This is a genomic window from Streptomyces sp. RB17 (assembly GCF_009604455.1).
In the GTDB taxonomy this organism is placed as follows: Bacteria; Actinomycetota; Actinomycetes; order Streptomycetales; family Streptomycetaceae; genus Streptomyces.
In genome coordinates this window covers 652,292-677,735 of the sequence record NZ_WEGL01000004.1, presented here as the reverse complement: position 1 = coordinate 677,735, position 25,444 = coordinate 652,292, and the positions used below count along the sequence as shown (strand labels likewise).

Genomic DNA, 25,444 nt, shown 5'->3' with positions numbered 1-25,444 from the left:
AGGCCCGACCGGCGCTTCCCCACCTCATCACTTCCCGCGCCCCGGTGCGTACCCACTCGGCACCTCCGGGCCCTGCCCGGCCCTGCTCCCATGGCGCGCGCCCGAAATGTCCCATGGCGCGTGCCGGAGCGGAGCCCAGTGCCCCGGGGATGTGCCGGAGGAAACGCCCTCGGCCCCTCAGCTCACCGCCGCGTAGTTCTCGTACACCTCGTCGTCGTCGAGGGGCACGATGCCCGTGCCTCGCTCGTACTCCGAGCGGGCGGTCTCCAGCAGCCTGCGCCAGGAGGTCACGGTGGGCCGACGGCGCAGCAGTGCGCGGCGCTCGCGCTCCGTCATGCCTCCCCACACGCCGAACTCCACGCGGTTGTCCAGCGCGTCGGCCAGGCATTCCGTGCGTACCGGGCATCCGGTGCACACCGCCTTGGCCCTGTTCTGCGCTGCTCCCTGAACGAACAGTTCATCCGGATCGGTAGTGCGGCAGGCAGCCTGCGCACTCCAGTCGGTAACCCAGCCCATACCGGCGCCGTCCTCTCCCGAATCGAGGCTCCCCCACGGCGGCAGCGGCATATTCACCGCCGCCAGTTGAGGACGTTACGGAAGGTGGGCACAGCGCAACACCCCCTTCGGGCCCAATCTTGAATGGCCCGAACGGACTATGGGTTAACGGCAGATCACCCGCGGGAGTGAGCTGAGACATACGCGACCATCCCGGCAAACCGGGACAGCTGTGGTGCGCCACAACGGGCGCCGGGTGACACACGAGGCGGATTCGGACACGTCCTCCTCAGGAACCGGTCACGTCCCGCGCGAAAAAACGGGGTACGCCCGGAACGATTCGGGGTCGCCGGACGTATTGATACGTGACCGCACTGCTGTGACAGTTGAGAGCAGCTTAGGCCAAGGCCTGCGCGCGTGTCCGGCGAATGGGAACGTCGGCGTCCCCCTTTGCCGTGCCGTGACGCGGTCGCTCTTTCGGAACGCTCATCTGTACGGATTAGGCTGCCTCCATGCCAAAGAAGCGCTCGGGTGGTGGTCTGTCGCCAACGCAGCAGGCCGCCAAGTTCCTCGGTGTCAGTGTGCTCGCCGGAGCCGTGATGGCGGGCATCGCGCTGCCCGCCGCCGGCGCGCTGGGCCTCGCGGCCAAGGGCTCGGTCCAGAGCTTCGACGAGATCCCGGCGAACCTGAAGAGCCCCCAGCTCAGTCAGCGCACGACCATCCTGGACAACCAGGGCAAACAGATCGCGGCCGTCTACTCCCGCGACCGTACGGTGGTGGACCTCAAGGACATCTCGCCGTACATACAGAAGGCGATCGTCGCGATCGAGGACGCCCGCTTCTACCAGCACGGCGCGATCGACCTCAAGGGCGTCCTGCGCGCCCTGAACAAGAACGCGCAGGAGGGCGGGGTCGCCCAGGGCGCCTCCACGCTCACCCAGCAGCTGGTGAAGAACTACTTCATCGAGGAGGCCGGCGACGACCCGACGAAGGTCGCCGAGGCCACCCAGCAGACCCTCGGTCGCAAGATCAAGGAGCTGAAGTACGCGATCCAGATCGAGGAGAAGCTCGGCAAGAAGAAGATCCTCGAGAACTATCTGAACATCACCTTCTTCGGCGAGCAGGCCTACGGCGTCGAAGCCGCCTCCCAGCGCTACTTCTCCAAGCCCGCCAAGGACCTGAACCTGCAGGAAGCGGCACTGCTGGCCGGCATCGTGCAGTCCCCGAGCCGCTACGACCCGGTCAACGACGAGGCGGAGGCCACCAAGCGGCGCAACACCGTGCTCCAGCGGATGGCGGACGTCGGCGACATCTCCCAGAAGGAGGCCGACCAGGCCAAGCAGACGCCGCTCGGACTGCACCCGAGCCAGCCCAAGAACGGCTGCATCACCGCGGTCAAGGGCGCCGGCTTCTTCTGCGACTACGTCCGTGACGTCGTGCTCAACGACCCGGTCTTCGGCAAGTCCAAGGAGGCCCGGGCCAAGCTGTGGAACCAGGGCGGCCTGACGATCCGTACGACGCTCGACCCGCAGGCGCAGGACTCGGTGCAGGCGTCCATCAAGCAGCACGTCTACCAGTCCGACCCGGTGGCGACGGCCGCGACCATCGTCGAGCCCGGCACCGGCAAGATCCTCGCCATGGGCCAGTCCCGCCCGTACGGCTTCGGCCAGAACGAGACGCAGATCAACCTCTCGGTCAACTCGAACATGGGCGGCGGCGCCGGCTACCAGCCCGGTTCGACGTTCAAGCCGATCGTCGCGGCGGCCGCGATCGAGGGCGGCAAGTCCCCGACGCAGAAGTACCCGTCGCCGTACGAGATGACGTACCCCAGCCCGGTGCAGGCGTGCGACGGCAAGGTCTGGCGCAACGACCCGAACAACCCGGCCAAGCTGACGAACGAGAACGAGTCGGAGCACGGCCCCATGGGCATGAAGGAGGCGACCGCCAAGTCGGTCAACACCTACTACGTGCAGCTGATCAGCGACATCGGCATCTGCCCGGTCACCGAGATGGCGAAGAAGATGGGCGTGCAGCGCGCGGACGGCCGGGCGATCGACCAGGCCCCCTCCATCGCGCTGGGCTCCCAGGAGATGTCCCCGCTGACGATGGCGAACGCGTACGCCACCTTCGCCTCGCGCGGTATGTACTGCACCCCCGTCGCCATAGAGTCGATCACGCAGAAGACCGGCAGCGAGGAGAAGTCCCTCCAGGTGCCCAAGTCGACTTGCTCACGCGCGATGTCGGAGAAGACTGCCGACACCATCAGCACGCTCCTCAAGGGCGTGGTCGAGGACGGTACGGGCCAGCAGGCCGGTCTCGGCGACCGCCCGAGCGCGGGCAAGACGGGAACGACGGACGAGCGCTTCGCGGCCTGGTTCGTCGGCTACACCCCGAACATGGCGGGCGCGGTCTGGGTCGGCGACCCGGCCCACAAGCGCCACATGACGAACATCACCATCGGCGGCGTCTACAACGACAAGGTCTACGGCGGCCAGGTCCCCGGCCCCATCTGGCGCGACATGATGACCGGCGCGCTGAGCGGCAAACCTGTGGAGGACTTCAACCTGATCGACATCCCCGACGACACCAAGGGGGATGGTCAGGGAAAAGGACAAGGGGGGACCGACGGGGGCAAGAACGGGGACAGCACGGGCGGGATCGGCGGACTGATCGGCGGACTGACGGACGGCGGCACGGTTGACGGCGGCACGCTCGGCGGCGGCACCACGGGTGACACGACCGGCGGCGTCTTTCCGACACCGACCTTCTCGCTCCCGGGCAACTTCGTCCAGGGACAGGGGAACGGCGGAACCAACGGGAACGGATTCGGTGGCGCTCGGGGGTAACGCCCTGGTGTGAGTACGGCGGCGGGCCGCACCCTCGGGTCGATTCGGGGGTGCGGCCCGCAGCCGTACGGATCCGTCTGTGCCGTACGTATTGTCCGTGCCGTACGTATCCGTCTATGCCGCCCGTGTCCGTCCGGGCTGCCGGTGTCAGCCCTGGAGCAGCTTCTTCACCGCGGCGGCCACGCGGCCACCCTCGGCCTGGCCGGCCACCTTCGGGTTCACGATCTTCATCACGGCGCCCATGGCCCGCGGGCCTTCGGCCCCGCCCGCCTTCGCCTCTTCCACGGCCTGGGCGACGATCGCGTTCAGCTCGTCGTCGGACAGCTGCTTGGGCAGGTAGTCGGCGAGCACCTGGCCCTCCGCCTTTTCCCGCTCGGCCGACTCGGGACGACCACCCTGCGCGAAGGCCTCGGCCGCCTCCCGGCGCTTCTTCGCCTCGCGGGTGATCACCTTGAGGACCTCGTCGTCGGAGAGCTCCCGCTTCTCCTTGCCCGCGACCTCCTCCTTGGTGATCGCGGCGAGCGTCAGCCGCAGCGTCGAGGAGCGGAGCTCGTCGCGCTCCTTGATCGCGGCGTTGAGGTCGTCGTGCAGCTTCGACTTGAGCGTGGTGGTCATGGGACCGATTGTCGCAGGTGTGCGGGCGTGAACGCCTGCTGATTTAAGGGGAACGGGCGTTGATTTAAGGGGAACGCGCGTTGGGCGGGAGACGGCTGGGGCCGGGCGGGTGGGGGAGGGCGAGGGCGGGCGGGTGGTTCCGGGCGGTTGGGGTCGTGCGGCCGGGGCCGGGGGTGGCTGGTCCCGTACGGCCGGTCCCGACAGCTGGTCCCAGGTGGCCGGTCCCGACGGCTGGCCCCGGACGGCCGGTGCCAGGCGGCCGGTCCAGGCGGCCGGTCTCGTCGGCGTCCGCGCGTCTGACACGATGGACCCATGCGCGCGCGATATGGAGTACCCCTGGGAATCATGGCGGCGGGCGCCGCTGGTCTGGCGTACGCAGCGGGCTTCGAGGCCCGCTCCTTCCGCCTCCGACGGGTGACGGTCCCGGTCCTCCCGCCGGGTATGCGTCCGCTGCGCGTGCTCCAGGTCTCCGACATCCACATGGTCGGCGGCCAGCGCAAGAAGCAGCGGTGGCTGCAGTCGCTGGCGGGTCTGCGCCCGGACTTCGTGATCAACACGGGCGACAACCTGTCGGACCCCGAGGGCGTCCCCGAGGTGATGGACGCCCTGGGCCCCCTGATGGAGTTCCCGGGCGCGTACGTCTTCGGCTCCAACGACTACTACGGCCCCCGACTGCGCAACCCCGCCCGCTACTTGCTGGAGAAGGCGAGCGGCCGGCACGGCCTCAACGGCAACGCGCCGGCGGTCGGCGTCCTCCACAACCCGTGGGAGGACCTGCGCGACGGCTTCGACGAGGCGGGCTGGCTGAACCTGACGAACACCCGGGGTGTCCTGAAGGTCGAGGGCGTCTCGATCGAGCTGACGGGTCTCGACGACCCCCACATCAAGCGCGACCGCTACGCCCGGGTGGCCGGCGGCCCCTCGGAGACGTACGACTTCTCGATGGGCGTGGTGCACGCGCCGTACCTGCGGGTGCTGGACGCGTACGCGGCGGACGGCTACCCCCTGATCCTGGCCGGCCACACGCACGGCGGCCAACTGTGCGTCCCCTTCTACGGCGCGCTCGTCACCAACTGCGACCTGGACACGGAACGGGTGAAGGGTCTGTCCACCCACACGGCGGACGGCCACACCTCCTACCTCCACGTCTCGGCGGGCTGCGGCACCAACCGCTACACCCCGGTCCGCTTCGCGTGCCCACCGGAGGCGACGCTGCTGACGCTGGTGGGGCGGTAGGGGTTCTGGCCCGGCGGAGAAAGCCGGCCCTACCGGCCGTAACCGCTCAGCGTCGTAACCACTCGGGGTCGTAACCACTCGGGGTCGTAACCACTCGGGGCGTAACCACTCGGGGCGTAACCCACCCGGACTACGCCGGATGGCCCCGCCCCTCCCCCGCTCCTAGCGTGAGGGCATGACCGCCCCGATACCCAGGGACATCCCGGACCTGCCCGCGGTCCCGGGCCCGCCTCTGCTGCTGCCCTCCCCGGTACCGGCCACGGCCGTGGTGGCGCCGGTCCGCCGCCCCATGGTCGCGCTCTTCCGCCTCCTGACCGCCCTGGCGGCGGCAGGAGGCGTGGCCCTGGAGCTTCTGCTCGGCCCCCCGGCCCGCGTCCTGAGCTACTTCGGCGTCCAGGCCGGCATCCTGCTGGCTGTCGCCATGCTCATGTCGGCGTCGCGGTGCTGGCGCGCCCGCCGCCCCCTCTCCTCCACGGTGACAGGCGCCGCACTCCTCTACGTCGTGATCTCGGCGCTCGTCTACCACCTGCTCCTGGCCCACACGACGCCCCCGTTCTCCATGACCGGCGCGACGACGATCCCGGAGCGCTGGCACGGCTCGTGGGCCACGCTCCAGATCCTGCACACGCTGACGCCGGCGGCGGCCGTGCTGGACTGGCTGTTGCTGACGCCCGCGGCCCGACTGCACCTCCGCCAGGCGGCCACCTGGCTCCTCTACCCCCTGGCCTATCTGGCCTTCTACCTGATCCGGGCGGCCTGCCTCGCCCCCACGAACCCGGCCCGCTACCTCTATCCCTTCCTGGACGCGGCCACCCACGGCTACCGCAGCACCCTCGCCAACGCCCTCCTCCTGGGCCTCGCGATATACGCCCTGGCCGTCCTCCTCGTAACCCTGGACCACCTCCGCCCGACCCCGGTCCGCCGCCGCGTCTAAACCGGATTTCGTCTACAGCCACCAGTGGGCTAAAGTAAACGTCGTCGCCGCGAGAGCAGCGACATCGGGGTGTAGCGCAGCTTGGCAGCGCGCTTCGTTCGGGACGAAGAGGTCGTGGGTTCAAATCCCGCCACCCCGACGCCGTAGTACCAGGTCAGGGGCCTGATCCACCGAGTGGATCAGGCCCCTCCTGCGTCTCCGGAGATCGTTTGGGAGAAATCTGGGAGAAGATCTTGGTCGGCGTCTCCCAACAGGTGATCGTCGAGCAGTAGCAACATTTCTCAGCTGCGCCGACCCGCACCTACACGTTCGCGAACAACCAGTCGCCGACTCGACCGCGGAGGTGCCTCAGAACTCCGAGCCTGGGAGCTCCGTCATGCCTGTGGACATGGCCCGCGGAGGGGGCTCGTTCGACGAACGCGACGTGCCTGTCAGTGCTGAGCCATATCGACGAGCCCAGACAACGGAGGACGGACACCGACATGCGGGCTGACGAGACACACGCGTCGCGCTACAAGCTGTGCCGAAGAACTACTGCGCGGAGCCGAACACCCTGCGGCGGCGCGGATGGCTCCTGGAGGCGAAGACATCCGAGACCTACGCGGCGATCGAGCGAACCGATCCCACGCTTGCTCGGCGTCGACGCTGAGGCATCGTAATTCTGGGTACAGCCGTTGCCGAGAATGGCGCAGGTCGGCGGATCGGCCGCGCGGTGAGTTCCCGCCGCCTTGGGCTCCATGTCAGCGCGCACCGCTACTGTCTTCGCTCATGACCGCGTTACTCGAACGTGAGCTCCGGGACCTCTTGGCGGAGCAGCTGGACGTTCTCGAACCAGGACTGACCCTCGTCCGATGCGAGTTTGCGCTGAGCGACCCGCCGCTCCGTACAAGGGGATGGATCGACATCCTTGCTCGTGACCGACACGGCCTGTGGGTGATCATCGAGTTGAAGCGTGCTACGTCCACATCACGTGAGGCGTTGCACGAGGTCGCGAAGTACGCAGAGCTGCTCCAGCGCGACAAGCAGGTCGCGCCTGACCGCATCCGTGCCCTCATCGTGTCGACCGACTGGCGCGAACTACTCGTTCCGGTGAGCAACATGGCCCGTGACTGGAGCCATGACCTTCGCGGTTACGAACTCCAGGTGTGTGACGATCTGACACTCAGCGCTGAGCGCGTCGCGATGCTTCCATCGTCGCCTGAGCAGTACGTCACACCGGTGCACGGCATCTACCTCTACGCGAGCCCCCAAGACCGAGACCGAGGATGGAAGCACATACGGCAGATCGCTTCCGAGATCGGCGCGCCCAACCTCCTTGCTGCCGACTTCGAACGCGTCAGCGCCAAGGACGGTGTCAGCGCACACTACGGCCTGTACTTGGGTGTCGGCACCGTGGAGTGGGGGAGCGCGTTGTCGAGCTCCCCGGAAGTGGACGGGTACGGTGCAAAGCACCCGGCCGAGTACGAGGCATTGTGCGAAATCAACGCGCGCGTTCGCTGCGTCGAAGTCGGGTCAGCTTACCCGGGGGTGCTGGGCACTCTCCTAGGCGATCCCAATTGGGAGATTACCGGGTATCGGGGCACTGGAGCGTTTGCCCTGGGCAACGGGGCGTATGAGGAACGCGACTGGCTGCAGATGCTGGTTGGTCATGATCGCGGGGACGGGCACGTCAAGTACATCGGCTCCGCCAATCCCCGGATCACCAGCCGGTGGCACTCTTTTGTGGATCAGGCCATGACCAGCCTCGGTGGCAACCCCGAGTGGGAGATGCTCGTCCGGGCGTGGCTGGAGCGAGTTGCCGAGCAACCAGGCGACATCGACGTCGTCTTGTGGATCTACAACCCGTGCGACCTGATTCAGACCGTCATCTACGGATGGCCGGACGAGCTCGCCCAGTGGGAACCACGCATCAAAGCCGTCGCCCGCTTCCCCGACGGCAGCCGCTCCGTCGTCGAGGGCAGGCTGTGTGCGAACAGCACCGGGGGCGCACCAGGCTTCCACCACTACGCCCACGAGGTGTACCGCGATCCGGTGAGCTGGATGACGACTCGATACGGCGGCACCACCTGGATCAGTGATCTGGATCTGGTTCGCCGCCTTGGGCTGCGCTACATGATGCTTGAGATCACCAGCGGCCATCCTGGGCCGCCAGCCCCAGAAGACGAGCGCGGACTCTGGTTGGTCGAGGACGGGCAGGCAACCCGCTACTCGTCCAATGACCCGGAGTTCTTCATGGCCTGGCAGCTCAATACCTACGGGGGGAAGCTCGTGACCCTTCGAGAGTTCCTGACGACGTACCGCTACGAGGTCAACACGCTCCGCATCGAATACCTCAACTGCATAGACGTAAGGCGCTGACTTCGCGGCGTGTCCGCTCGGCTCCGGCCGACAGCGCACTCCGTTGAAGGGTCGCCCAGATGGAGCCTGGTAAGAACAGCGGGATGGTCGCAGGGGCCGGATCCACGCAGCGAGGATGGGCCGCTGAGACCGGTTGGGCCCCTGCTATCGGGATGGCCGCACAGCTGCCCCGCTTCCACGTTGCAGGTGTTCGTTGATGTGTCGTAGGCGTTGCCAGGCGGCGGGGTCGGTGCCGTCGCCGAGCGGGTAGTGCAGGGCAGGGCGAGCGGCCGGGCCGAGTTGGGTGGGGGTGTGGTCCGGCAAGGCGTTGCGGGCATGGCTGATGCCGAGGGCGGCCACGGTGTCAGGGCCGAGGGTGAGAGCGACCGGGATCGGCGGTGCTTCGTAGTGGGCCGGAGTGGTCAGGTCCGCGCGCGCCGCACGCAGTTCGCTGATCATTGTGGCGAGGTTGTGCCGGGCCGCGAGGGACTCGGCGAGCTTGGGCAGCAGCCCGGTCGGTGCCTTCTCGTCGGCGGCATAGCCGAGGGCCAGGGTGATCTGCTCCTCTACGCCTTCTCGCGTGTGAGCAATGCGCAAGGCGGCAATTGCTGGGCGGTCGGCGGTTCCTACGGCGACAGCCCAGGTCGGCTGTGCCTGGCGGGCGCGGCTGCGGGCCAGGTCGGTCAGTTGCCTTGGCGACCAAGGGACGTTGACGGGCTCGGCGGTGGCCCATCCGGCCGGCAGCAGTCCGGTGAGGGTCTGCCAGGCGTCCTCCAGAGCGCCACCGAGTAGCAGGTGCTCCTGGACGGGGTGGATGGTGCGGATGGACAGCAGCAACTGCCGTTCACCGCCCTTGCCGGGCGGGGGTTGGAAGGCGTCCGCGATCTGGAGGCCGTTGTCGGCAGCGGGGGTGAAACGTCCGTCGTGCCAGCGCAGTATGGCTCCGGAGAGGCCGTCGTAGTAGCCGTTCTCGGGGTGGCGTACGACCCAGCGTGCGGGCATGCGCTCCAGCACGGTGCGGGTGGGCAGGCTCAGCCGGGTATTGGGGGACGTGACGAGATACAGCTCCCGTCGGCTCTGTGCCACCGTTCGCACCGCCTCGGTCAGCCATGTCGTGGCGGCGACGACCGGGCGGTCGTAGATGACGATGATGCTTTGGTCGGTCAGCACATCCGCATCGGTCAGTACGTCCACGTCAGCGGGCGGGACCGTCACCTCGCCCGTGGCCGGGACGGTCACGACGTCGGTGTGGGCGGCTTCAGGCGGCCATGTGGTGCCGCCGAGCAGCGTTGTCAGCCGTCCCGCGACCGAGCCGGCGAGCAGCCTGGCTTCTGCGATGGCGGTGGACGCCCGCACCTCGGTCCACCACACCGGTCCCTCTGTCTGAACGCCAGGTCCCAGCAGCCGCTCCGTCTCGCCCGGCACTTGCAGGTAGCGGGGGGCCTCCACGGAGACCAGGAGCTTTCCGTCGTCCGTGCACAACTGGGCCACGGATCCCCCAGCTGCTCGGTTCACGCGCAGGTCCGGGCCGCCGGCGTGCAGTGCGGCCAGCAACGTCTTGATGTCCGGCATCTGCGGGGTGAGGGCGATGACGTCCTGGGGCATGTGCTGCTTTCTGTCAGAGAGGACGGCACTACGGCTCTCAGTACCGGCCCGAGAGTTCTTCGAGGGCGTCCAGGGAGGGGGCTTCTTGAGGGGCGTCCTCGACGACCAAGCCGATCTCCGGATGCGGCGGACTCTGCGCTACCCACGACAGCCCGGTGAGCGCACTGAGCCCTTGGCCGTGAGCGACCCGCAGGCGTAGCAGCCATGTGGTGTCCGCTTCGAACGCCGTCTCACCAGCAGCTGTTGCGTGTAGCGCACTGAGCCCTTGGCCGTGAGCGACCCGCAGGCGTAGCAGCCATGCGGTGTCCGCTTCGAACGCCGTCTCACCAGCAGCTGTTGCGTGTGCGGCCAGGACGCTCCAGACCGCTACAGCGGTTTCCGCTACACAAATGAGGCGGACCCCTTCAGCGCCCGGCGGGACTTCCCAAGTCCAGTCGCCAACGGGGTTGGAGGTGATCACACCATGTCCTTGGGGTAGACCCCCCTGTCGAGCTACGCCGCGCGGACTTCCGCGTCGTCGAGAGGTAGCTATTGAAGCCTGGTCGGGATTTGCTGGGCCCTCACTACCCTGCTGATATTCGCGCCCTGCTTATTCCTCGTCGCCGGCCTGCGCAGCGAGGTTCAAGGTGAGCTCTGCGCTGGCCAGCATCCGGACGATTTCGATGGGACGGTTAGCGAATTCTTTGGCTACGACATCGATGGGGTCGACCCGACGAGTCTGTCCGTCGAGTCCAGTTGCCTCGATGACATAGCGGAATCCAACCGGCCCAGCGGGATCATCCGCGACGATCCAGCGCGCCCCGTACTTATGGATGAGGAAGTCGGCGACGTAGGACGCCAAATCCAAGTGCAGAGTGACCCAGTCGGACTCCTCGAATTCACTCAGAGGAGCGCGGGACACGTAGTCGTCCAAGGCGGGGATGAGGCCCGTTGGGTCGCTCGCGTAAATTTCGGGGGGCACTCCGAGCATATCCGCAATGTCGATGGCGTTCCGATGCCTCTCCTCGCTCCAGCCCTGGAGGTCGGGTTCATTTGCGTTTACCACGCTATGTTCCTTTCGCGGCTTTCGCGGTTACTTGGGGGCCGGCCCGAACTCGATGAAGATGATGCGAGCATGTATGAGGTAGTTTCTCAGCGCTTGCGACGGAGGTGCATGCAGGAAGACCCAGCGTGGATCGAACCTTGGGTCCAGCCGTCTTAGCGTGAGGTCCTTGTTGATTTGCTCAATGATACCTTCGTTCAGCGGGACTTCGCCCCTCACCCGACGGGTGCCGCCACCCTTGAGTTTGATCGTCCTCCATTCAAGGTAATGCTTTACCTCCACAGCCAGAGTACGGCCGTCAGGCATGTCCACTGGGACATCGACATTGCGGCCTCCTGGCGCCTTTACAGGGTGATAAGGGTGGTCATGAGTGGGCACGCGATAGTGTCGCTCAGGTGCGCCACCCGCAATCTTGCGGACGTAGTCCTCTGCCCCCTTGTACCTTTCCCGGCTGTGACGCATGCGCCGCATCTCGCGCAAGGTTCTGTCAGCGGTACCCGGCGGGAGCGCGCGGCGTGTGTGATCCGGCTCTGCGCCCGAGGCGTTGTGATGGTGTGGATCGGACGAGTGGCTGCCCGGGTCAGCGGGTGAATCATGGCCAGTGTGCTCATCGCCACCGTCATGGTGGGGGGAGCCGTTGTCGGATGCCGAGCCGTGAGGGTCAGGTCCCGTTCCTCCGGAGCCATGTCCCCCTGCTCCGCTACCCGCTCCACGCCGGCTGACCGGTTCTGCACCGGCACCCCTGGTGGAAGAGCCTTCGGATGATGCAGCGTGACCGCTGGCGTGTCCACCTGCTTGCCCCGGTGTCCGCTCACTGGTGTGCGCGGAGTCGGCGGCATGTTCTGCCCGGGCACCGGTTCCGACCAACTCGTGTGATCGGTTGGAGTGGGCGGACGTATCCGTTGCGCCATGTGACGAATCCGAGGTCGCGTGGCTCGATGGCGCCTCACCGCCACGGTCGGCGGCGGCAGGCTCGTGCGGGGCCTCGGCAAGGTTGGGCGTGCCGTCGGCGTTGATCGGAATGAGCTGGCCGTTCTTGTCGACCCTGTAGCGGTTGCTTAGGTCGTCCAGGGCGCCGTCGGGGAACCTCGTCTTCGGCAGCCGCAGGTGTTCGCTGACGTTGGTCAGTACCTCGGAGACCTTCGGCAGATCGGACAGGGCTCTCGCCGCCCTCGCGGCGCCGGAGACCGGATCCAGGGCACCTCCGACCTTGGCCACCGTGCTGGCGGCTTCCACGAATCTGCCTGCCTTGCCCAGCCTGGCGAGCGCCCCGCCAGCGCCCCCCAACACGGTGAGGAGGTTGAAGCTGGTGACAGCGTGGGCCCGAGCCGGGTCCTTGTGCCACTCGTCGTAGGCGATGAACTGCTTGCCGAACTCCTTGGCGTACGCCTTGCTGTCCCGCTGCCACTCCGAGAGGTGGTCGCCCTCTCCGACCGCATCCATGCCGTAGGCGTAGGCGCCGACGATGGTGCGTTTGAGGCCGTCCCAGGTCTGGTGCTGTGCGTCGGAGCCGTTGATGCCCAGGATGTTGTCCTCGAAGGTGCCCAGGCCGACGAAGCCGCCCCAGAGGCTGTCTTTGACGAGGCCGTCCCACGCCCAGCTCTTGATGCCGTGACCCCACCAGTCCATGCTCCAGCGGTCGTAGGTGCGGGCAACGGGAGTACCCCACGGCAGGTCGGGCATGGACTCGAGCTTGTCGACGCTGATGCCATACGTGCTGCCCTCGTCGCCGACGGGGCGGCACAGCGCCGGGCTGATGGCACCGATCTTGACCGCCGCGTTGTGCTCCGCCTTCTGAAAGCCCACGACGGCTTCCGCCACGCCATGCATGAGGGCGTTGTGCTCGTCGACCTTGTGCTGGTCCTTGGTCCAGCCGTCGTCGCCTTCGACGCTGTCGACGAAGGCGATCGCCTTCTCCTTCAGATGCTTCAAGCGGTCCGCGTACGGCTTCGCTTCGCCGACGAAGGTGTCCAGGGCATCGGCGAGGGACTCGATGTGACTGGCGAACTCGTCCGCCGTGTCCATCACCGGCTGGGTGGAGGAGAAAAGCTGGTCCGCCTCCGGCGCCTTGTAGAACGCGGCCGTCGCCTGGAAGCGCGAATGGACGTCCTTGCCGGCGTCACGGATGCCGATCGCGTGTTTACGCAGCTCGGTGACTGCTTTGGACAACGCCCTGAAGTCGCCGGTGTACTGGAGTATGCCCCCCGGCTCGATCATGTCCATTACGACCCGCCCCCGTGGTGCTTCGTCTGCTCGCCCACAGCCTGCAGCTCGGCCGGGGTGGGCGCCTTGGCCGCGTCACGCTGGGCCCGGGCGGCCATCGCCAGGTCCCCATCGATGTACGCACCGGTCGCCTTGACCGTCCCGTCCATCGTCTTCTTGATACGGGCCGCCATGAACTTGATCGAGCTCTCGGTATCGGACACGAAGTTCGCGACCGCAGCACCCACCGGCCCCACCGGCGGACCACCGCAGTACGGGCCGCTGATCGTGCCCGCGGACTCCGCCGCGTCCTGGACGCTCGTCCCGTAGCCCTTGATGTCCTTGCTCAGGTCGTCGGCCGCAAGCCCCACCAACGACAGAATGGACTCCACCCCGCTGGGACTGATGTCCCACCCCGTCACGTCAACCCCCGCTGTGTCACCTGCAGATACGTTCCATCAGCGCTGCTCAGCATCGCACGCGCCACTGACAACAGGACATTCATCCCTATCAGATCGGTTCTCGCAGCAGCCACACGCTTCTAGCCAAAGCCGCAGCCAACCCATCAATTGGTCATGTCGGGGCCTGCGTTGGCTCGGTCTCGGGTGCCAGGGCGGTCTGGATCAGCTGGTGGCGGCGGCCGCGGCGGACCAGGGTGCCGCGGCCGGGCGGCTGGGTGGAGGCGTACAGGCCGGGGAAGAGCTGGCCTTCGGTGCGGTCGCCCGTCATCACCAGCGCTGTGGTTCCGGTTTCACGCAGCGCCGTCAGGAACGGTTCGTACAGGGCCCGTGAGGCTCCGGCGACTCGGCGGGTGACGACGAAGTGGAGGCCGATGTCGCGGGCCGAGGAGATGTACGGCAGGAACGGGGTGAGGGGCTGCTGTCCGGCCGCGGTGAGGATGTCGTAGTCGTCGACGAGGATCACGATCCGCGGGCCGGTGAACGACGGCTCATCGGTCAGGGCGTCGGGGTCGGGGGCCTCCGGAAGGCGTTTTTCCAGTTCGGTGGCGATGCCGGTGGCGAGCGCCTGGGAGAGCGCGGCATTGTGCGCGTAGCCGCCGCGATAGGGCTCCGGGATGACGCCGCGCAGACCGCGCCGCGGGTCGAACACGCCGAAGACCAGCTCGTCCTTGTCGTAGCGGTCGATGAGGGAGAGGGAGATGAGCCTGAGCAGGTTCGTCTTGCCGCACTCGTTGTCACCGAGGACCAGTAGGTGCTGGTCAGCGCCGAACAGGTCCAGGACGGTCATGGCGAGGGCCTCCTGGTCGACACCGATCGGGATCGCGCGCGGCTCCGCCCCAGTGGAGGGCAGGTGCTGCGCGGGCAGCCTGGTCGGCAGCACCCGCACGGGCGCGGCGATCTCGCCGTGCCAGGCGGCGCGCAGCGTGGCCGCCGCCTGCTCCAGGGCCTGGCCGAGACCGTCCGTCGTGGCATGGGCGTCGATGCGGGGAAGTGCCGCATGGGCGAACAGCTTGCCGTCCGTCAGAGCCCGGCCCGGTGTGTCCGCCGACAGGGTCACGGAGAGCTTGCGGTCGACGGAGGAGTCGGCCGGGTCGTTCAGGCGCAGTTCGATGCGGCTGCCGAACAGGGACTGGGTGGCGATGCGTACGTCGTTCCAGCGGAGCATCCCCGCCACGACATGGATGCCATAGCCGCTGCCACGTTTGAGGAGGTCGGCCACATCGTCGTCTAGGTGCGCGAACTCGTCGCGCAGAGCACCGAATCCGTCGATGAGCAGCACCACGTCGGTGGAACCGAGCTGGGGAAGTTGCCCTCGTCCCCGCAAGGCCCGCAGCTGGTCGACCGAGTCGATGCCCCGTTCGCGGAAGATCTCCTCGCGCTCGGCGAGCATGGCGCGCACCTCGGCGACGGTACGGGCGGCGCGCTCGTGGCCGGCGCGGGTCGCGATACCGCCCACGTGCGGCAGGTCCGCCAGGGCACTGAGTCCGCCGCCGGCCAGGTCCAGGCCGTAGACGGCGACGTCACGCGGTGTGTGGGTGAGGGCCAGGGAGAGCGCGAGGGTACGCAGCAGGGTCGTCTTGCCGGAGGCCGGGCCGCCGATGATGGCAGTGTGCCCGCCCGCGGAGTTCAGATCGTGCACCCACGGGCCCTGCCACTGCCGGGCCGGATCGTCGAGGACGCCCAGCGGCACCTGCAACGGGCCGCCGGGGTGGGCGAGCCGGAGGCCGTCGGCGGATACCTGTACGGGACCCGCTGCCATGTCGAGAGTGAGCGCTTCGGGCAGCGGCGGCAGCCAGATCCGGCGCACCGGTTCGGCGGCTTCGGTGAGCCGGCCGACCGCGACGCCCAGGACCGTCGGACCGGTCTCGCGCTCACGCGGCGCCGGGGTGTCATCCGCCGTCGTGGGTATCTGTGCCGGGGCGTTGAACGCCGGGTACGTCCAGGCGAGCGGCTCGGCGTCGGCGGTGCTCTCGTGTACGGCGGGGCCGCGGTACGCACCGGAGACGAAGCCGGCCTTGAAGCGGGTGTAGGTGGAGGTGTCGACCTTCAGGTAGCCGAAGCCGGGTAGGGGCGGCAGGTGGAAGGCGTCGGTGGTCTCCAGGACCGTGCGGGACTCGTCCGCCGAGAAGGTGCGCAGACCGAGCCGGTACGACAGGTACGTCTCCAGCCCCCTGAGCTTGCCGCCCTCGATACGCTGACTGGACAGCAGCAGGTGGACACCGATGGAGCGGCCGATGCGGCCGATCGACAGGAACAGGTCGATGAAGTCCGGTTTCGCGGTGAGGAGTTCACCAAACTCGTCGATGACGACGAACAGATGCGGCAGCGACTCAAGTTCGGGCCGGGCCGTGGCGCGCAAGGTGCGGTAGTGCCCGATGTCGGCGATGTTGCCCGCGTCCTTGAGGACCTGCTGGCGTCGTTTGATCTCACCGGCGAGGGAGGTGTGGACACGCTCGACCAGTCCGGCCTGGTTCTCCAGGTTCGTGATGACGCCCGCCACGTGCGGCAGGCCGGCGAACGGGGCGAAGGTGGCACCGCCCTTGTAGTCGACCAGGACCATCGCCAGATCGTCCGGTCCGTGCGTCGTCACCAGCGCAAGGACGAGGCTGCGCAGTAGTTCGCTCTTGCCGGAGCCTGTCGCGCCAACGCACAGCCCGTGCGGCCCCATGCCGAGTTCGGCAGACTCCTTCAGGTCGAGCAGCACCGGCTGATGCCGGTCGTCCAGGCCGATCGGCACGCGCAGGAAGTCCCGCTCCCCGCGCGGCGCCCACGTCCGGACCGGGTCGAGGGCGGCCATGTCGTCGATGCCGAGCAACTGCGGGAAGTCGACCGGGCCAGAGACGGGCGTGCCCTCGGCAGCGGTCTCCGCGGACAGCCGCAGCGGCGCGAGAGCCCGGGCGAGGCCCTCGGCCTCGGGGAGCCCTGTGCGGTCGACGACCCCGTCCGTCCGTACGACCTGCTCTCCGCGCAGATCCTCCACCGTGACCTGGTCGCCGTCGACGGTGATCCGTACGGAGACGTGATCGGGTTCGTGGACCTGTTCGGCGAGCAGGTGCAGAACCGTGACGCCCATGTCGTCCAGGGCGACGGCGGAGTCCGGGCGCGGTAGCTCTACGGCGTTTTCCCCGTATGCGTCGCTGAGGACCAGCAGCCGGTCGGTCAGGGCGAGCGCCTTGTTGTCGGACAGCCCGCGGCGCACCTCGGCCGCGTACGAGGCGCGCCGCCCCAGATCCGTGCCGATCACCTGAGCCAGCTGAGCCATGCCGGGGGCGATACGGCGTGCGGCGAGGGCGCCGTCATGGCTTTGCGGGTCGAGGACGTGCGGGAGCCACTTCGCCCACTCCCACTCCTCGATACGGTCCCCGGGAGAGGCGAGCGCGATGGCGACGTCGTCCGGTGCGTGGGTCACGGCGGCCTGCACGAGCAGGGACCGGGCGACGCGCAGCACTCCGGCGCGGTCGCCGACGATGCTGACGTTGCCCGCTCTGTCCAGTGGCACGGTCAGCGGATGGTCGGACACGGTCGTGTAGCGGGCCTGCAGGGCGCGTGCCTCGTTCAGCATGAACGGGTCGGGCGGGGTGAGCACGCCTCCGACCGCCTGCTGGCCGATGGTCAGCTCCTGCACGGGTACGTCACCGACACCGACCCGCACGTGAAGGAAGTCTGTGTCCGTGCGGCGCCGCTCCCACAGCCGCGCGGGATCACGCAGGACGTCGTATAGAGCCGCGGGCGCGGGGTGCAGCAGCCGAGCGGCACGCCGACGCTCACGCTCCTCCGCGCCCAACTCGGCGCGCAGCTCCTCCAGATACTCCAGGTACCGCTCGCGCTGAACGCGCCGCTGCCGCTGGGCCTTGCCGCGCTGCGACAGGAACAGAGCGACGGCACCGAGCAGCGCGATGACAAGCACGACAGCGCCCAGGCCCGCGAACTGGCTGGAACGGATCACCGTCATCATCACGACCGAACTCATGACGCCGGCCATCGGCAACAGTGCGGTCGCCGGGCTGCCGGTCTTGCCCTCCGGCAGGTTCGGCGGAGACTCGATCGTGCGCGGCGCTGGCTGGAGCAGAGGGCGCGTCGAGCGGGCGGGACGATGGACCTGTTGCTGGGTCAACGCACCCGCACCGCCCTCTGCAGTGCCTCGGCGGCGAGCTGGGTAGCCGCGCGGCGCGTGGCCTCAGCCAGCCGATCGGGCATGATCGGTCCGCCACCGGCCAGATGCCGGTCGTAGGGCAGATGCACGAGGGTGACTCCGGTTTCCCGCAGATGGGCCGTGGCGGCCTTCAGATCGAGATGAGCGTCAGGCGTATTCGAGGTGAGGGCCACGACGGTGGAGGCGAGCGCGGCATGCGGCAGCCCGCCGAGCCAGTCCAGGACGATGCGGGTACCGCCCACCCCTTCGGCGGTGAGCGGGGCGACGACCACCCGCGCGTGCGCGGTGTCCATGGCGGTGCGGGCCACCTCGCCGGGCAGCGTCTCGCAGTCGACCACCGTGACGGCGAAGTAGCGCCGTAGCGCGAGCGTGACGGTGCGGTAGGTGCGCACGTCCAGCGGGGCGCCTACCCGCCCCTGACTGGCGGGCAGTAGCCAGCCGCCGTCGGCAACGGGCACCAGGTATCCGGTGACGTCGGTCAGTTGCATCGACGGAGTGAGTATCTGGGCGAGTTCGACGCACGACCAGCGTACGGACTGAGCGCCCATCCGCACCGGCAGCGTCCCCAGAGCGGCGTCCGCTTCCAGGGCGAGTACGGGGTCGTGCCGGTAGTGGCTGAACGCCCGCGCCAGCAGCGCGGCGGTCGTGGTCTTGCCGACACCACCGCGGATGGACGTCACCGCGATCACCCGGCCCGTGGTCACCGGCTGCTGCAGCTGACCGCCCAGCCGGCTCTCCTCGGCGACCTCCTGCGCGGCCGACGAGGTCAGCTTGCGCAGCGACCGGCCCGAGCGCCGGACCAGCGAGTCGCCGTGCTGGGGGGAACCAAGCGCTATGGCGAGGCGCGGGTCGAGCGTCGGCACAGGCTCCGGCGTCGCCATGGGCAGCCGGGCCTGGCGGGGCGGCCGTACGGCGGGGGATGCGTTCGGTGGCGTCGCTGGGGTCTGCGGGACTGCCTCGACTCCGGGACTGGGGGACCCGATACCCGAGTGGGCCTGGGCCGGCGGTGCCGGCGGACCTTCGTTCGCCAGGCCCTGGGGTGCTTGAGCCGGGGTGTGCGGGGCGGACCTCTCCTCGTCCCCGCGCGAGACCGAACACGCGGTGTGCTGTTCGCGGGACGGCCGACCCGGGTTGGGACGCTCCTCGTCCGGGTGGCGCACGGGCAGGAGCGGCCGGGCGTCACCCGGCTCAGGCTGCTGGCGCGTCCCGTCGGCCGAGCCCGCTGTCAGCTCACGCAGCACATCGTCCTGCCAACGGCCGGAAGTCGTCATCACCGCCACCTCACGCAAAGGTGCCCAGCAGCCGCCCGTACACCCCGAACACCCCGAGGACCAGCGGGAACAGAGCGATCACACCGGCCGACTCCAGTACGTCGCCGGCCTTGCGCAGCCGTACCCGGACATGCTCGGCGGGCTGCACGGCCAGCACACCCAGCGACACCACGACAAGTACGCCGAGAACGGCGAGCGGTGCCGCAGCTCCGGAATGCTCTCGCCACAGCCAGGCCAGCCGCAGCGCCACAACCATGGATGCCGCGAGCAGCGCGGCCACTTCCGCCACCAGCGGGTAGGCGCGCGCCCGCAGCGCGAGGACGAACGCCACGGCGACGGCCAGCAACACCGTCCACACCGTCACGGTACGCACCGCCAGCACTCCGGCGACCGCACCGCAGACCGCGGTGACGACCGTCGCCAGCGCCAGCCCCCGATGCGTGGCGGCCAACGCGGTGGCCACCTGGTATCGACCGACGGACGAGCCCGCGGAACGACGGTCGTCCAGCCCGGACAGACCCGACGCCGCTAGCGCCAGCCGGGGCAGCACGCCCAGCGCGACAACGGACACCACGGCGAGCAGCGCCCCGGCACGTGCCGAACCGGCCGTGCCGGCTCCGCCAGGCTGGAACGCGAGCGCCACCTCCCAGCACGCGCCCGCTCCGGCCAGTGCCCCTGCTCCGACCAGCGCGCCCCGCCCGAACGGCGAGAACCAGCCGAGCAACAACAGCGCCACCACCAGGACCGAGAGCACGGCGGCCAACCGCACTGCTCCCGGCCAGCCCTGTGCGTCGGCAACCGACCAGGCGCCCTGCACACCCACAGCGGCGCTCACCACGACCAGAGCGGCGGCAAGCCCCTTGTGCCCGGCCCGCCCCAGCAGTGCACCAGCCGCCGCGGCCACCACCGCGGTCACGAGGAGCGCCCATCCGGCGGCCTCGGCCTCGAACCCCTGGCGTGCCATGAAGCCGACGGCCGACGCCCAGACCACACCCGCGCCCGCGGCCGTGATCCGCCGCGCCCGCGCGTCCCACCGCCAGGCCCGCACATCCAAATCGCCGGCCGCCTCGTCACTCACGTCATGGACGACCGGAGCGGACGGCGCGTCCTCGACCCGGACCAGCCGGAGTACGGCACCGTCGGGTACTTCCGCCGATTCCAGCGTGGCATCAGGCTCCAGAGCACTTCCGTCGGCCGTCACCAGGTGCCGGTCCTGCGGATGCTCGGCCACCCGGTCGTCGAGCAGCCGCATCACCTCGGGCAACAGCAGCCCGACCGGCTCCCGGGCCGGCAGCACCAGATCCACCCGCCGACGTTCACCGACCAATGTGACTCGACTCAGTGCCGTACGGCTCACAGTCCCCCGGGATATCACGCGTTCGAACCTATCATCGGGCCGAATTCGCAGGCTGCGGTGGAACGGTGGGCGGACCGGAGGGCGTGGACACGGGCGCGGGGGTCCCGTACGGAGCCTTCCCGATCACGCGGTGCGTGACGAAGGACCACCCCACGCACCCGGCACACGCCACGGCGGCGATCACCACCCCCGCGAACGCCTTCCCGAGCCTCTCGTCCACGGTCCGCCGCTGACGCTGCGCCCCGAACAACACGGCATCACGCAACCGCCGACGCCGCACCGCCACGGACTCAAGAAGCTGACTGTCGTAATCCTGGGCTGACATCACTCAATCCGGTTCACTGGACATGCGGGTGCTCGTAGAACATCTTCTCGCCGTGCGGATTCCGAACGCACCGAGGCAGGGGATGGGCAGCGGTCAGCAGCGCAGGCCGACAATGCCCCCAGCCACGGCGCTCTGCCTTCGTGACCACCTCGCCCCGTCGTCCCGAACCTATGATGGCCAGACGACTGCGCCGTCACGCACTACCAAAGGCACGGGCAGGCGCTCTTCATAGAACCGAATCCAGCCCAGATGGACCTCGCCGTCGGAGCCTCCGTGCCGCTCACTGGCCCTGGCCGCGAGCCAGCTGAGGAGTTCACCAGTGCGCTCGAAATCGTCTGGATGGATCTCCTGTCGGCTGGTCAGCGCCCAGCCCTCCTGCCCCGTGTCCTGCAGACGCAGCAGCACGGAGACAAGTGCGCCCCCAACCTTGTAGCCACCGCCCTGCTGGCCGAGAAGGGGCTCAGGATGATCCTCGATGACGAACTCTCCGTCTTCGTCCTCCACCACGACCGGAAATTCGGTGACGATACGGAATGTTTCCGGCTGGGGGCCCGCTCCCAGATGCCATCGCAGCTCCGCGAGCTCCCCCGCCGACAACTCGTCACGCAAGTCCAACGCAAGCATCAGCTCGAACATGTCAGCCATGGTCGCGCAGGCTACAGATGCATGGCCTGTTCGGGCGAGCGGCCGACGGGAGCGGAGAGGGGCACCGCCAACCGCCGGTCAGCCGATGTTGTCGACCGCTGCCTTCGCCTTGGCGAGGGTGGCCTGAGCGGTGCCGTCGTTCTGCTCCAGCGTGTTGCGCACCAGACGGATGATCTCGCGCACCTCGGCCGCAGCTTTGTGCCAGCGGACCTCCTTGCCGTGGTACTCGTCCGAGACACCGTCGGCCCGGAAATCGGCCATCGCCGCCTTGACCGCACGGTCGCGGTCGGTCAGCACGTGCTCCAGCTGACCGATGATGCCGGACAGGCTGGTCTGTACGTCGGCGGAGGCGCCGGTGTCGTACGAGCGGCGGTCCTGATTCTGAGCCATGATCGAGTCCCCCTTGAAAACGGTGACGACAGCGGTGAGTTCCTCTTCGACTGCGGTTACCGCGCGCCGAAGCGGGCGGCGTCGAAGTTGGCAGCACCCATGTTCTGGTGCGCGTTGTCACCCAACTCCACGTCACCACTGCCGAACGCCGTGTCCATACCGGACTGACCGCCGAGGATCGCGCCCAGCGAGCTGTTCAGGTCCGCCGTGATCTCGTCGGCATGCACCTTGAACGTGTCCAACGCGGCCTTGCCGGCACCGTTGAACTTGCCCTCCAACGGCTCGGCCGCCTGGATCAGCAACCTGATCAGCGTGCCCAGGTCGTCGCTTGAGCCGACGGTGCTCTTCCCGAGCTGCGACAGGGTCGTCGACCCCATGTCGAACTTCATCCACCCACCCCGTAAGCGTGTTGTGTGCCGGGACAACTCAATCGCCGCTGCTTCACCTCGCGACGCCAGAGCCCACAGTGCGTCGAACATCCTCTCGCATCCCAAGTTGCAGGCGCAACGCGAAAGGGACCGAAGTGGCGTGATCTGGTGCATGCGATAGGCCGAGGCTGAGGGCCATCTGGTCATCCGGGACGAGCTCGTGTCGCCGAATCGGTCGATGCAACCTGGATGGGCGTTGTATCGCCGACCTCCTACGGGGAAACGGCGGTGCCCCGCAACAGTGTTGCGGGGCACCGTGGGGCTACCGGAGGGCGACCGCGCGTGCACGCAGGAGGTTGTTGAGCACGCGCACCGGTGAAGTCGGGCACAGGGCCAGGCGGGCGTCGAGCGCTGCCTCCCACTGCTCGGTCAGCCCCAGCATGAGGCGCTTACGCATGCCTGGGGTGACGTGGGCGTAGCGTGCGGAGACCGAACCGTCGAGGTGGCCCATACGCTCGTCCATGAGCACCTTCTCCGTGCCCAGGTCCTCCATCATCGTCCGGTGGGTGTGACGGAGGCCGTGGGGTGTGAGGCCCTTGGCGATCGGGAGCCAGCAGGCATCGGCGCGATCGGTGGCGCCCCGCCCTCGCGCCGGGACGCCGGGCCACGGCTCACCGAGGATGGGCACGGGGCGGGCCTCCTGCGGCGCCTTCTTCGGGTACCAGCCGGAGACCGCCGGCGTGAACAACCAGGTCGCAAAACCGTTCCTGCGCCAGTGGGCTGCATGCCCCGACACAGCGCCACCTCGCACGAATCCGAGGTCGGCGACGGCCTTCTCGACCCGCACCCGCGTGGCTTCGGCGACGCGGTTGGGGTGGTTGAGGACATTGGACACCGTCCCCGTGGAGACCCCGGCCAGCCGGGCTACGTCGGCGAGCTTGGCGCCGTGGTGGCCGCCGGTCCGCGCTGCCCCCTGGCCTCGGAAGACGTACGTCCGCCCGTGACATGGGCAGGGTGTCGGCTTCGTGCGGGCGATGTGGTCGAAGACCAGGGCCGACAGCCAGTCCATCGCGTCGATGGTCCGGTAGCTGTCGTCCTTGGGCGGACAGCGCACCAGCTCGCCGGTGTCCAGCTCGTACAGCTGCCACTCGACGCGGAATGCACCAGGCCGGACGAACTCAGTCTCCAGGCCGACGATCTCGCCCCAGCGCTTGCCCGTGTAGCCCTTGAGGACGACGGCGACGAACTCGTCGTCGCGGCCGGAGAGCAGGGCGGCGCGCTCTGCGGTCAGCAGGATGCCGAGCGCGTCGGTGACGACCTTCTCCGGGCCGCGGTTGCGGGAGCGGCCGGCGCGTTTGCCGCGCCCGCGCCGCCTGGCGGCCGGGTTGGACGTGATCAGGCCCTCGTCGATCGCGTCCTCGAAGATCAGGTGGAGAGTCGAGCGCCAGGTCTTGACGCTGGAGGCCGCGTAGAGGGCCTTCTCCTTCTTCTCCCAGGCGTCGATGTTTGTGCGCAGGATGCCGGCGAGCGCCTTGTCCTCGAACTCGGGGAGCAGGTGCTCCTCGATGTGGCGCTTGTAGTTCTGCATGGTCGAGGCGGCCAGGTCCTGGGCCTCGTACCAGCGGCTGGCGTACTCGCCGAAGGTCTCCTGCCCAAGCCCCGGGTCGCGCCACTGACCGCGCCGAACGGTCACCTCTTCCGCGTCCGCGGCCTGCTTGGCCTCGCGCTTGGTGGCGAACTTGATCACGGCACCCGTGGAATCGGCGACCGTGCCGTACTTGCCGTCCTCGATCTTGTACCGGCCGCGCCAGTAGCCGCCGCGTTTCTCTGCGTACCCCATGGGTTCCCTCCCTTCTGTCGTGTGGGGTGCGTTAAGCGGCGGCTCCGAACTGGGACTTGGTCATGCGGCGAGGCGGCCGGGCCTTGAGACGGACCATGGGCACGGCTGCCTCGGTACGCTCTCGCACAGCAGGCTGCCGCGTCGGCACAGCAATGCCACCGGGACGCTGCGGGCTTCGGGTCGGGCGCTCTTCGTGCATGCGCACGATCTCGGCGAGGTGATCGGACGAGAAGCGGTAGGCGCGGCCGACGCGGGTGAACGGGATGAGCCGCCGGCGGGCGCGGTCCTTGACCCACCAGGCGGAGCAGCCGAGGACGGCGGCGACTTCCTCGGGGAGGTAGAGGCGCGGCAGAACGGCGTCGGGGTGCGCAGTCGGCGTGGAGGCAGGGGGTATTGCTGGTCGGTTCAAGGGGTGAGTCCTCTTCTGGCGGGCGTGGGTGCGGCAACACCGGCCTGCCGGTCGATCGCTAGGGATGGCGTGAGGGGTGTCCCGTGCTGGGGGTTTGCGGCCCCAGGACGGGAGCGGGGGTCGAGCTACGTCTCGTTGGTGGGGTCGGCGTCGCGGCCCTTGCCAGGTGGCGGGCCGTACGTCTCCAGCAGGTGCTTGGTGGACGCCTCGGCGATGGCGTTGGAGACCATCACGTCAGCCTCCTCGCGGAGGTCGGGGTGCTCGACGAGGTACGCATCAAGGTCGTCGCGCGCCTTGGTGTAGGCGGCGTTGGCGCGCTGGGTCTCGCGGAACGCGTCCACGACCGCGTCGATGAGCTCCATGGCGCGGGCCTGGGCGGCAAGCTGCGGGGGCCCGACGAGGTTGCGCAGGTCGAGGCCGAAGACCTCGGCGAAGCCGATGGCCTCGTCGAGGTTGATGCGGCGTTTGCCGTTCTCGATGCGCCAGACCGCGGACGGGTTCATCTCGAAGCCGGCCTCGTTCAGGCGGTCGGACAGAGCATTGGTGCTCCACCCGCGCGCCTCGCGTTCCAGCTTGATGCGCACCGCGACGTTCGCCTCGCCGCTGAGCAGCACGCCCTGCGGGGACTCGTCGTCTACCACGGCCACCTCCTTCCGTTCGTAGCAGTCCACTGCCATTTGCAGCGACCCCTAAACCATAGCACGCCTTCTGCGAGATGCAGAACACTTCTGCGATCGGCAATTCGTGTGACATACTGATAGCCCCACCCTGACCAGCCCGAGGAATCGCCGCGACCCACCCCACGTAGCACCGCACGCAAAAAGCCCCCGGCTGTCACCGGGGGCCAAGCGCAAACCTCTCAACCGCCATCCCTAGCGATCGACCCGCGAGGCCGGGATTGCCGTCCCGTATG

At 68.6% G+C, this 25,444-nt stretch carries 21 protein-coding genes and 1 tRNA gene; 5 read left to right on the top strand and 17 right to left on the bottom strand.

What is annotated here, in order from left to right:
• Nucleotides 1-177: 177 nt before the first annotated feature.
• Nucleotides 178-516, bottom strand: a complete 339-nt coding sequence (wblA, locus tag SRB17_RS20950; protein ID WP_189956079.1) for a transcriptional regulator WblA — start codon at nucleotides 514-516, stop codon at nucleotides 178-180.
• 491 nt (nucleotides 517-1,007) lie between these two features.
• On the opposite strand from wblA, the gene SRB17_RS20940 reads away from it, so the two are divergent.
• On the top strand, nucleotides 1,008-3,341 hold the full coding sequence (locus SRB17_RS20940) for a transglycosylase domain-containing protein (RefSeq protein ID WP_153540825.1): 2,334 nt from the start codon (nucleotides 1,008-1,010) through the stop codon (nucleotides 3,339-3,341).
• A 147-nt stretch (nucleotides 3,342-3,488) separates the two neighbouring features.
• Here SRB17_RS20940 and SRB17_RS20935 read toward each other — a convergent pair whose 3' ends face one another.
• The gene (locus SRB17_RS20935; protein WP_153540823.1) at nucleotides 3,489-3,956 is read right to left on the bottom strand and encodes a GatB/YqeY domain-containing protein; all 468 of its coding nucleotides are present in this window, start codon (nucleotides 3,954-3,956) and stop codon (nucleotides 3,489-3,491) included.
• Nucleotides 3,957-4,268: 312 nt separating this feature from the next.
• On the opposite strand from SRB17_RS20935, the gene SRB17_RS20930 reads away from it, so the two are divergent.
• From SRB17_RS20930 to SRB17_RS20915, 4 genes are all read left to right on the top strand, one after another.
• Complete coding sequence (locus SRB17_RS20930) at nucleotides 4,269-5,192, top strand: metallophosphoesterase (RefSeq protein ID WP_153540821.1); 924 nt, start codon at nucleotides 4,269-4,271, stop codon at nucleotides 5,190-5,192.
• Nucleotides 5,193-5,367: 175 nt separating this feature from the next.
• A complete protein-coding gene (locus SRB17_RS20925) occupies nucleotides 5,368-6,126 on the top strand; it encodes a Pr6Pr family membrane protein (protein WP_153540819.1) in 759 nt (252 codons plus the stop codon).
• Between the two features lie 65 nt (nucleotides 6,127-6,191).
• A tRNA-Pro gene (locus SRB17_RS20920) sits at nucleotides 6,192-6,265 on the top strand.
• Between the two features lie 629 nt (nucleotides 6,266-6,894).
• The gene (locus SRB17_RS20915; protein ID WP_194294075.1) at nucleotides 6,895-8,484 is read left to right on the top strand and encodes an endonuclease NucS domain-containing protein; all 1,590 of its coding nucleotides are present in this window, start codon (nucleotides 6,895-6,897) and stop codon (nucleotides 8,482-8,484) included.
• Nucleotides 8,485-8,628: 144 nt separating this feature from the next.
• On the opposite strand, the gene SRB17_RS20910 is transcribed toward SRB17_RS20915, so the two are convergent.
• The 15 genes from SRB17_RS20910 to SRB17_RS20840 form a co-directional block, all read right to left on the bottom strand.
• A complete protein-coding gene (locus SRB17_RS20910; protein ID WP_194294074.1) occupies nucleotides 8,629-10,068 on the bottom strand; it encodes a DUF6177 family protein in 1,440 nt (479 codons plus the stop codon).
• Nucleotides 10,069-10,105: 37 nt separating this feature from the next.
• Complete coding sequence (locus tag SRB17_RS20905) at nucleotides 10,106-10,528, bottom strand: hypothetical protein (protein WP_153540815.1); 423 nt, start codon at nucleotides 10,526-10,528, stop codon at nucleotides 10,106-10,108.
• A gap of 129 nt (nucleotides 10,529-10,657) precedes the next feature.
• Nucleotides 10,658-11,113: a hypothetical protein gene (locus SRB17_RS20900; protein WP_323376005.1), complete on the bottom strand. Its 456-nt coding sequence runs from the start codon at nucleotides 11,111-11,113 to the stop codon at nucleotides 10,658-10,660.
• A gap of 27 nt (nucleotides 11,114-11,140) precedes the next feature.
• The gene (locus tag SRB17_RS20895; protein ID WP_153540813.1) at nucleotides 11,141-13,333 is read right to left on the bottom strand and encodes a hypothetical protein; all 2,193 of its coding nucleotides are present in this window, start codon (nucleotides 13,331-13,333) and stop codon (nucleotides 11,141-11,143) included.
• Nucleotides 13,333-13,734 (bottom strand): DUF6507 family protein, encoded by a 402-nt coding sequence (locus SRB17_RS20890; protein ID WP_153540811.1) that lies wholly within the window; start codon nucleotides 13,732-13,734, stop codon nucleotides 13,333-13,335. The genes SRB17_RS20895 and SRB17_RS20890 overlap by 1 nt, the downstream gene beginning before the upstream one ends.
• Nucleotides 13,735-13,885: 151 nt before the next feature.
• Complete coding sequence (eccCa, locus tag SRB17_RS20885) at nucleotides 13,886-17,887, bottom strand: type VII secretion protein EccCa (protein ID WP_153540809.1); 4,002 nt, start codon at nucleotides 17,885-17,887, stop codon at nucleotides 13,886-13,888.
• Nucleotides 17,884-19,197: a type VII secretion protein gene (locus SRB17_RS20880; RefSeq protein ID WP_228396149.1), complete on the bottom strand. Its 1,314-nt coding sequence runs from the start codon at nucleotides 19,195-19,197 to the stop codon at nucleotides 17,884-17,886. Before SRB17_RS20880 ends, eccCa begins: the two co-directional genes overlap by 4 nt.
• Nucleotides 19,198-19,207: 10 nt before the next feature.
• On the bottom strand, nucleotides 19,208-20,572 hold the full coding sequence (gene eccD, locus SRB17_RS20875) for a type VII secretion integral membrane protein EccD (RefSeq protein WP_323376004.1): 1,365 nt from the start codon (nucleotides 20,570-20,572) through the stop codon (nucleotides 19,208-19,210).
• A 13-nt stretch (nucleotides 20,573-20,585) separates the two neighbouring features.
• Nucleotides 20,586-20,879 carry a hypothetical protein gene (locus SRB17_RS46445; protein ID WP_153540799.1) on the bottom strand — a complete coding sequence of 98 codons (294 nt, stop codon included), beginning with the start codon at nucleotides 20,877-20,879 and terminating at the stop codon, nucleotides 20,586-20,588.
• Nucleotides 20,880-21,047: 168 nt separating this feature from the next.
• Nucleotides 21,048-21,515, bottom strand: coding sequence for a hypothetical protein (locus SRB17_RS20865; protein WP_228396148.1), 468 nt, complete (start codon nucleotides 21,513-21,515; stop codon nucleotides 21,048-21,050).
• A gap of 87 nt (nucleotides 21,516-21,602) precedes the next feature.
• Nucleotides 21,603-21,914: a pore-forming ESAT-6 family protein gene (locus SRB17_RS20860; RefSeq protein WP_153540795.1), complete on the bottom strand. Its 312-nt coding sequence runs from the start codon at nucleotides 21,912-21,914 to the stop codon at nucleotides 21,603-21,605.
• Nucleotides 21,915-21,970: 56 nt separating this feature from the next.
• Nucleotides 21,971-22,303 carry a hypothetical protein gene (locus tag SRB17_RS20855; RefSeq protein WP_153540793.1) on the bottom strand — a complete coding sequence of 111 codons (333 nt, stop codon included), beginning with the start codon at nucleotides 22,301-22,303 and terminating at the stop codon, nucleotides 21,971-21,973.
• Nucleotides 22,304-22,604: 301 nt separating this feature from the next.
• Nucleotides 22,605-24,122, bottom strand: a complete 1,518-nt coding sequence (locus tag SRB17_RS20850; protein ID WP_153540791.1) for a LacI family DNA-binding transcriptional regulator — start codon at nucleotides 24,120-24,122, stop codon at nucleotides 22,605-22,607.
• A gap of 31 nt (nucleotides 24,123-24,153) precedes the next feature.
• Entirely contained in the window at nucleotides 24,154-24,531 is a 378-nt protein-coding gene (locus SRB17_RS20845) for a helix-turn-helix domain-containing protein (protein WP_194294072.1), read from the bottom strand.
• Nucleotides 24,532-24,656: 125 nt separating this feature from the next.
• Nucleotides 24,657-25,208 (bottom strand): helix-turn-helix domain-containing protein, encoded by a 552-nt coding sequence (locus SRB17_RS20840; RefSeq protein WP_153540789.1) that lies wholly within the window; start codon nucleotides 25,206-25,208, stop codon nucleotides 24,657-24,659.
• Between the last annotated feature and the right edge of the window lie 236 nt (nucleotides 25,209-25,444).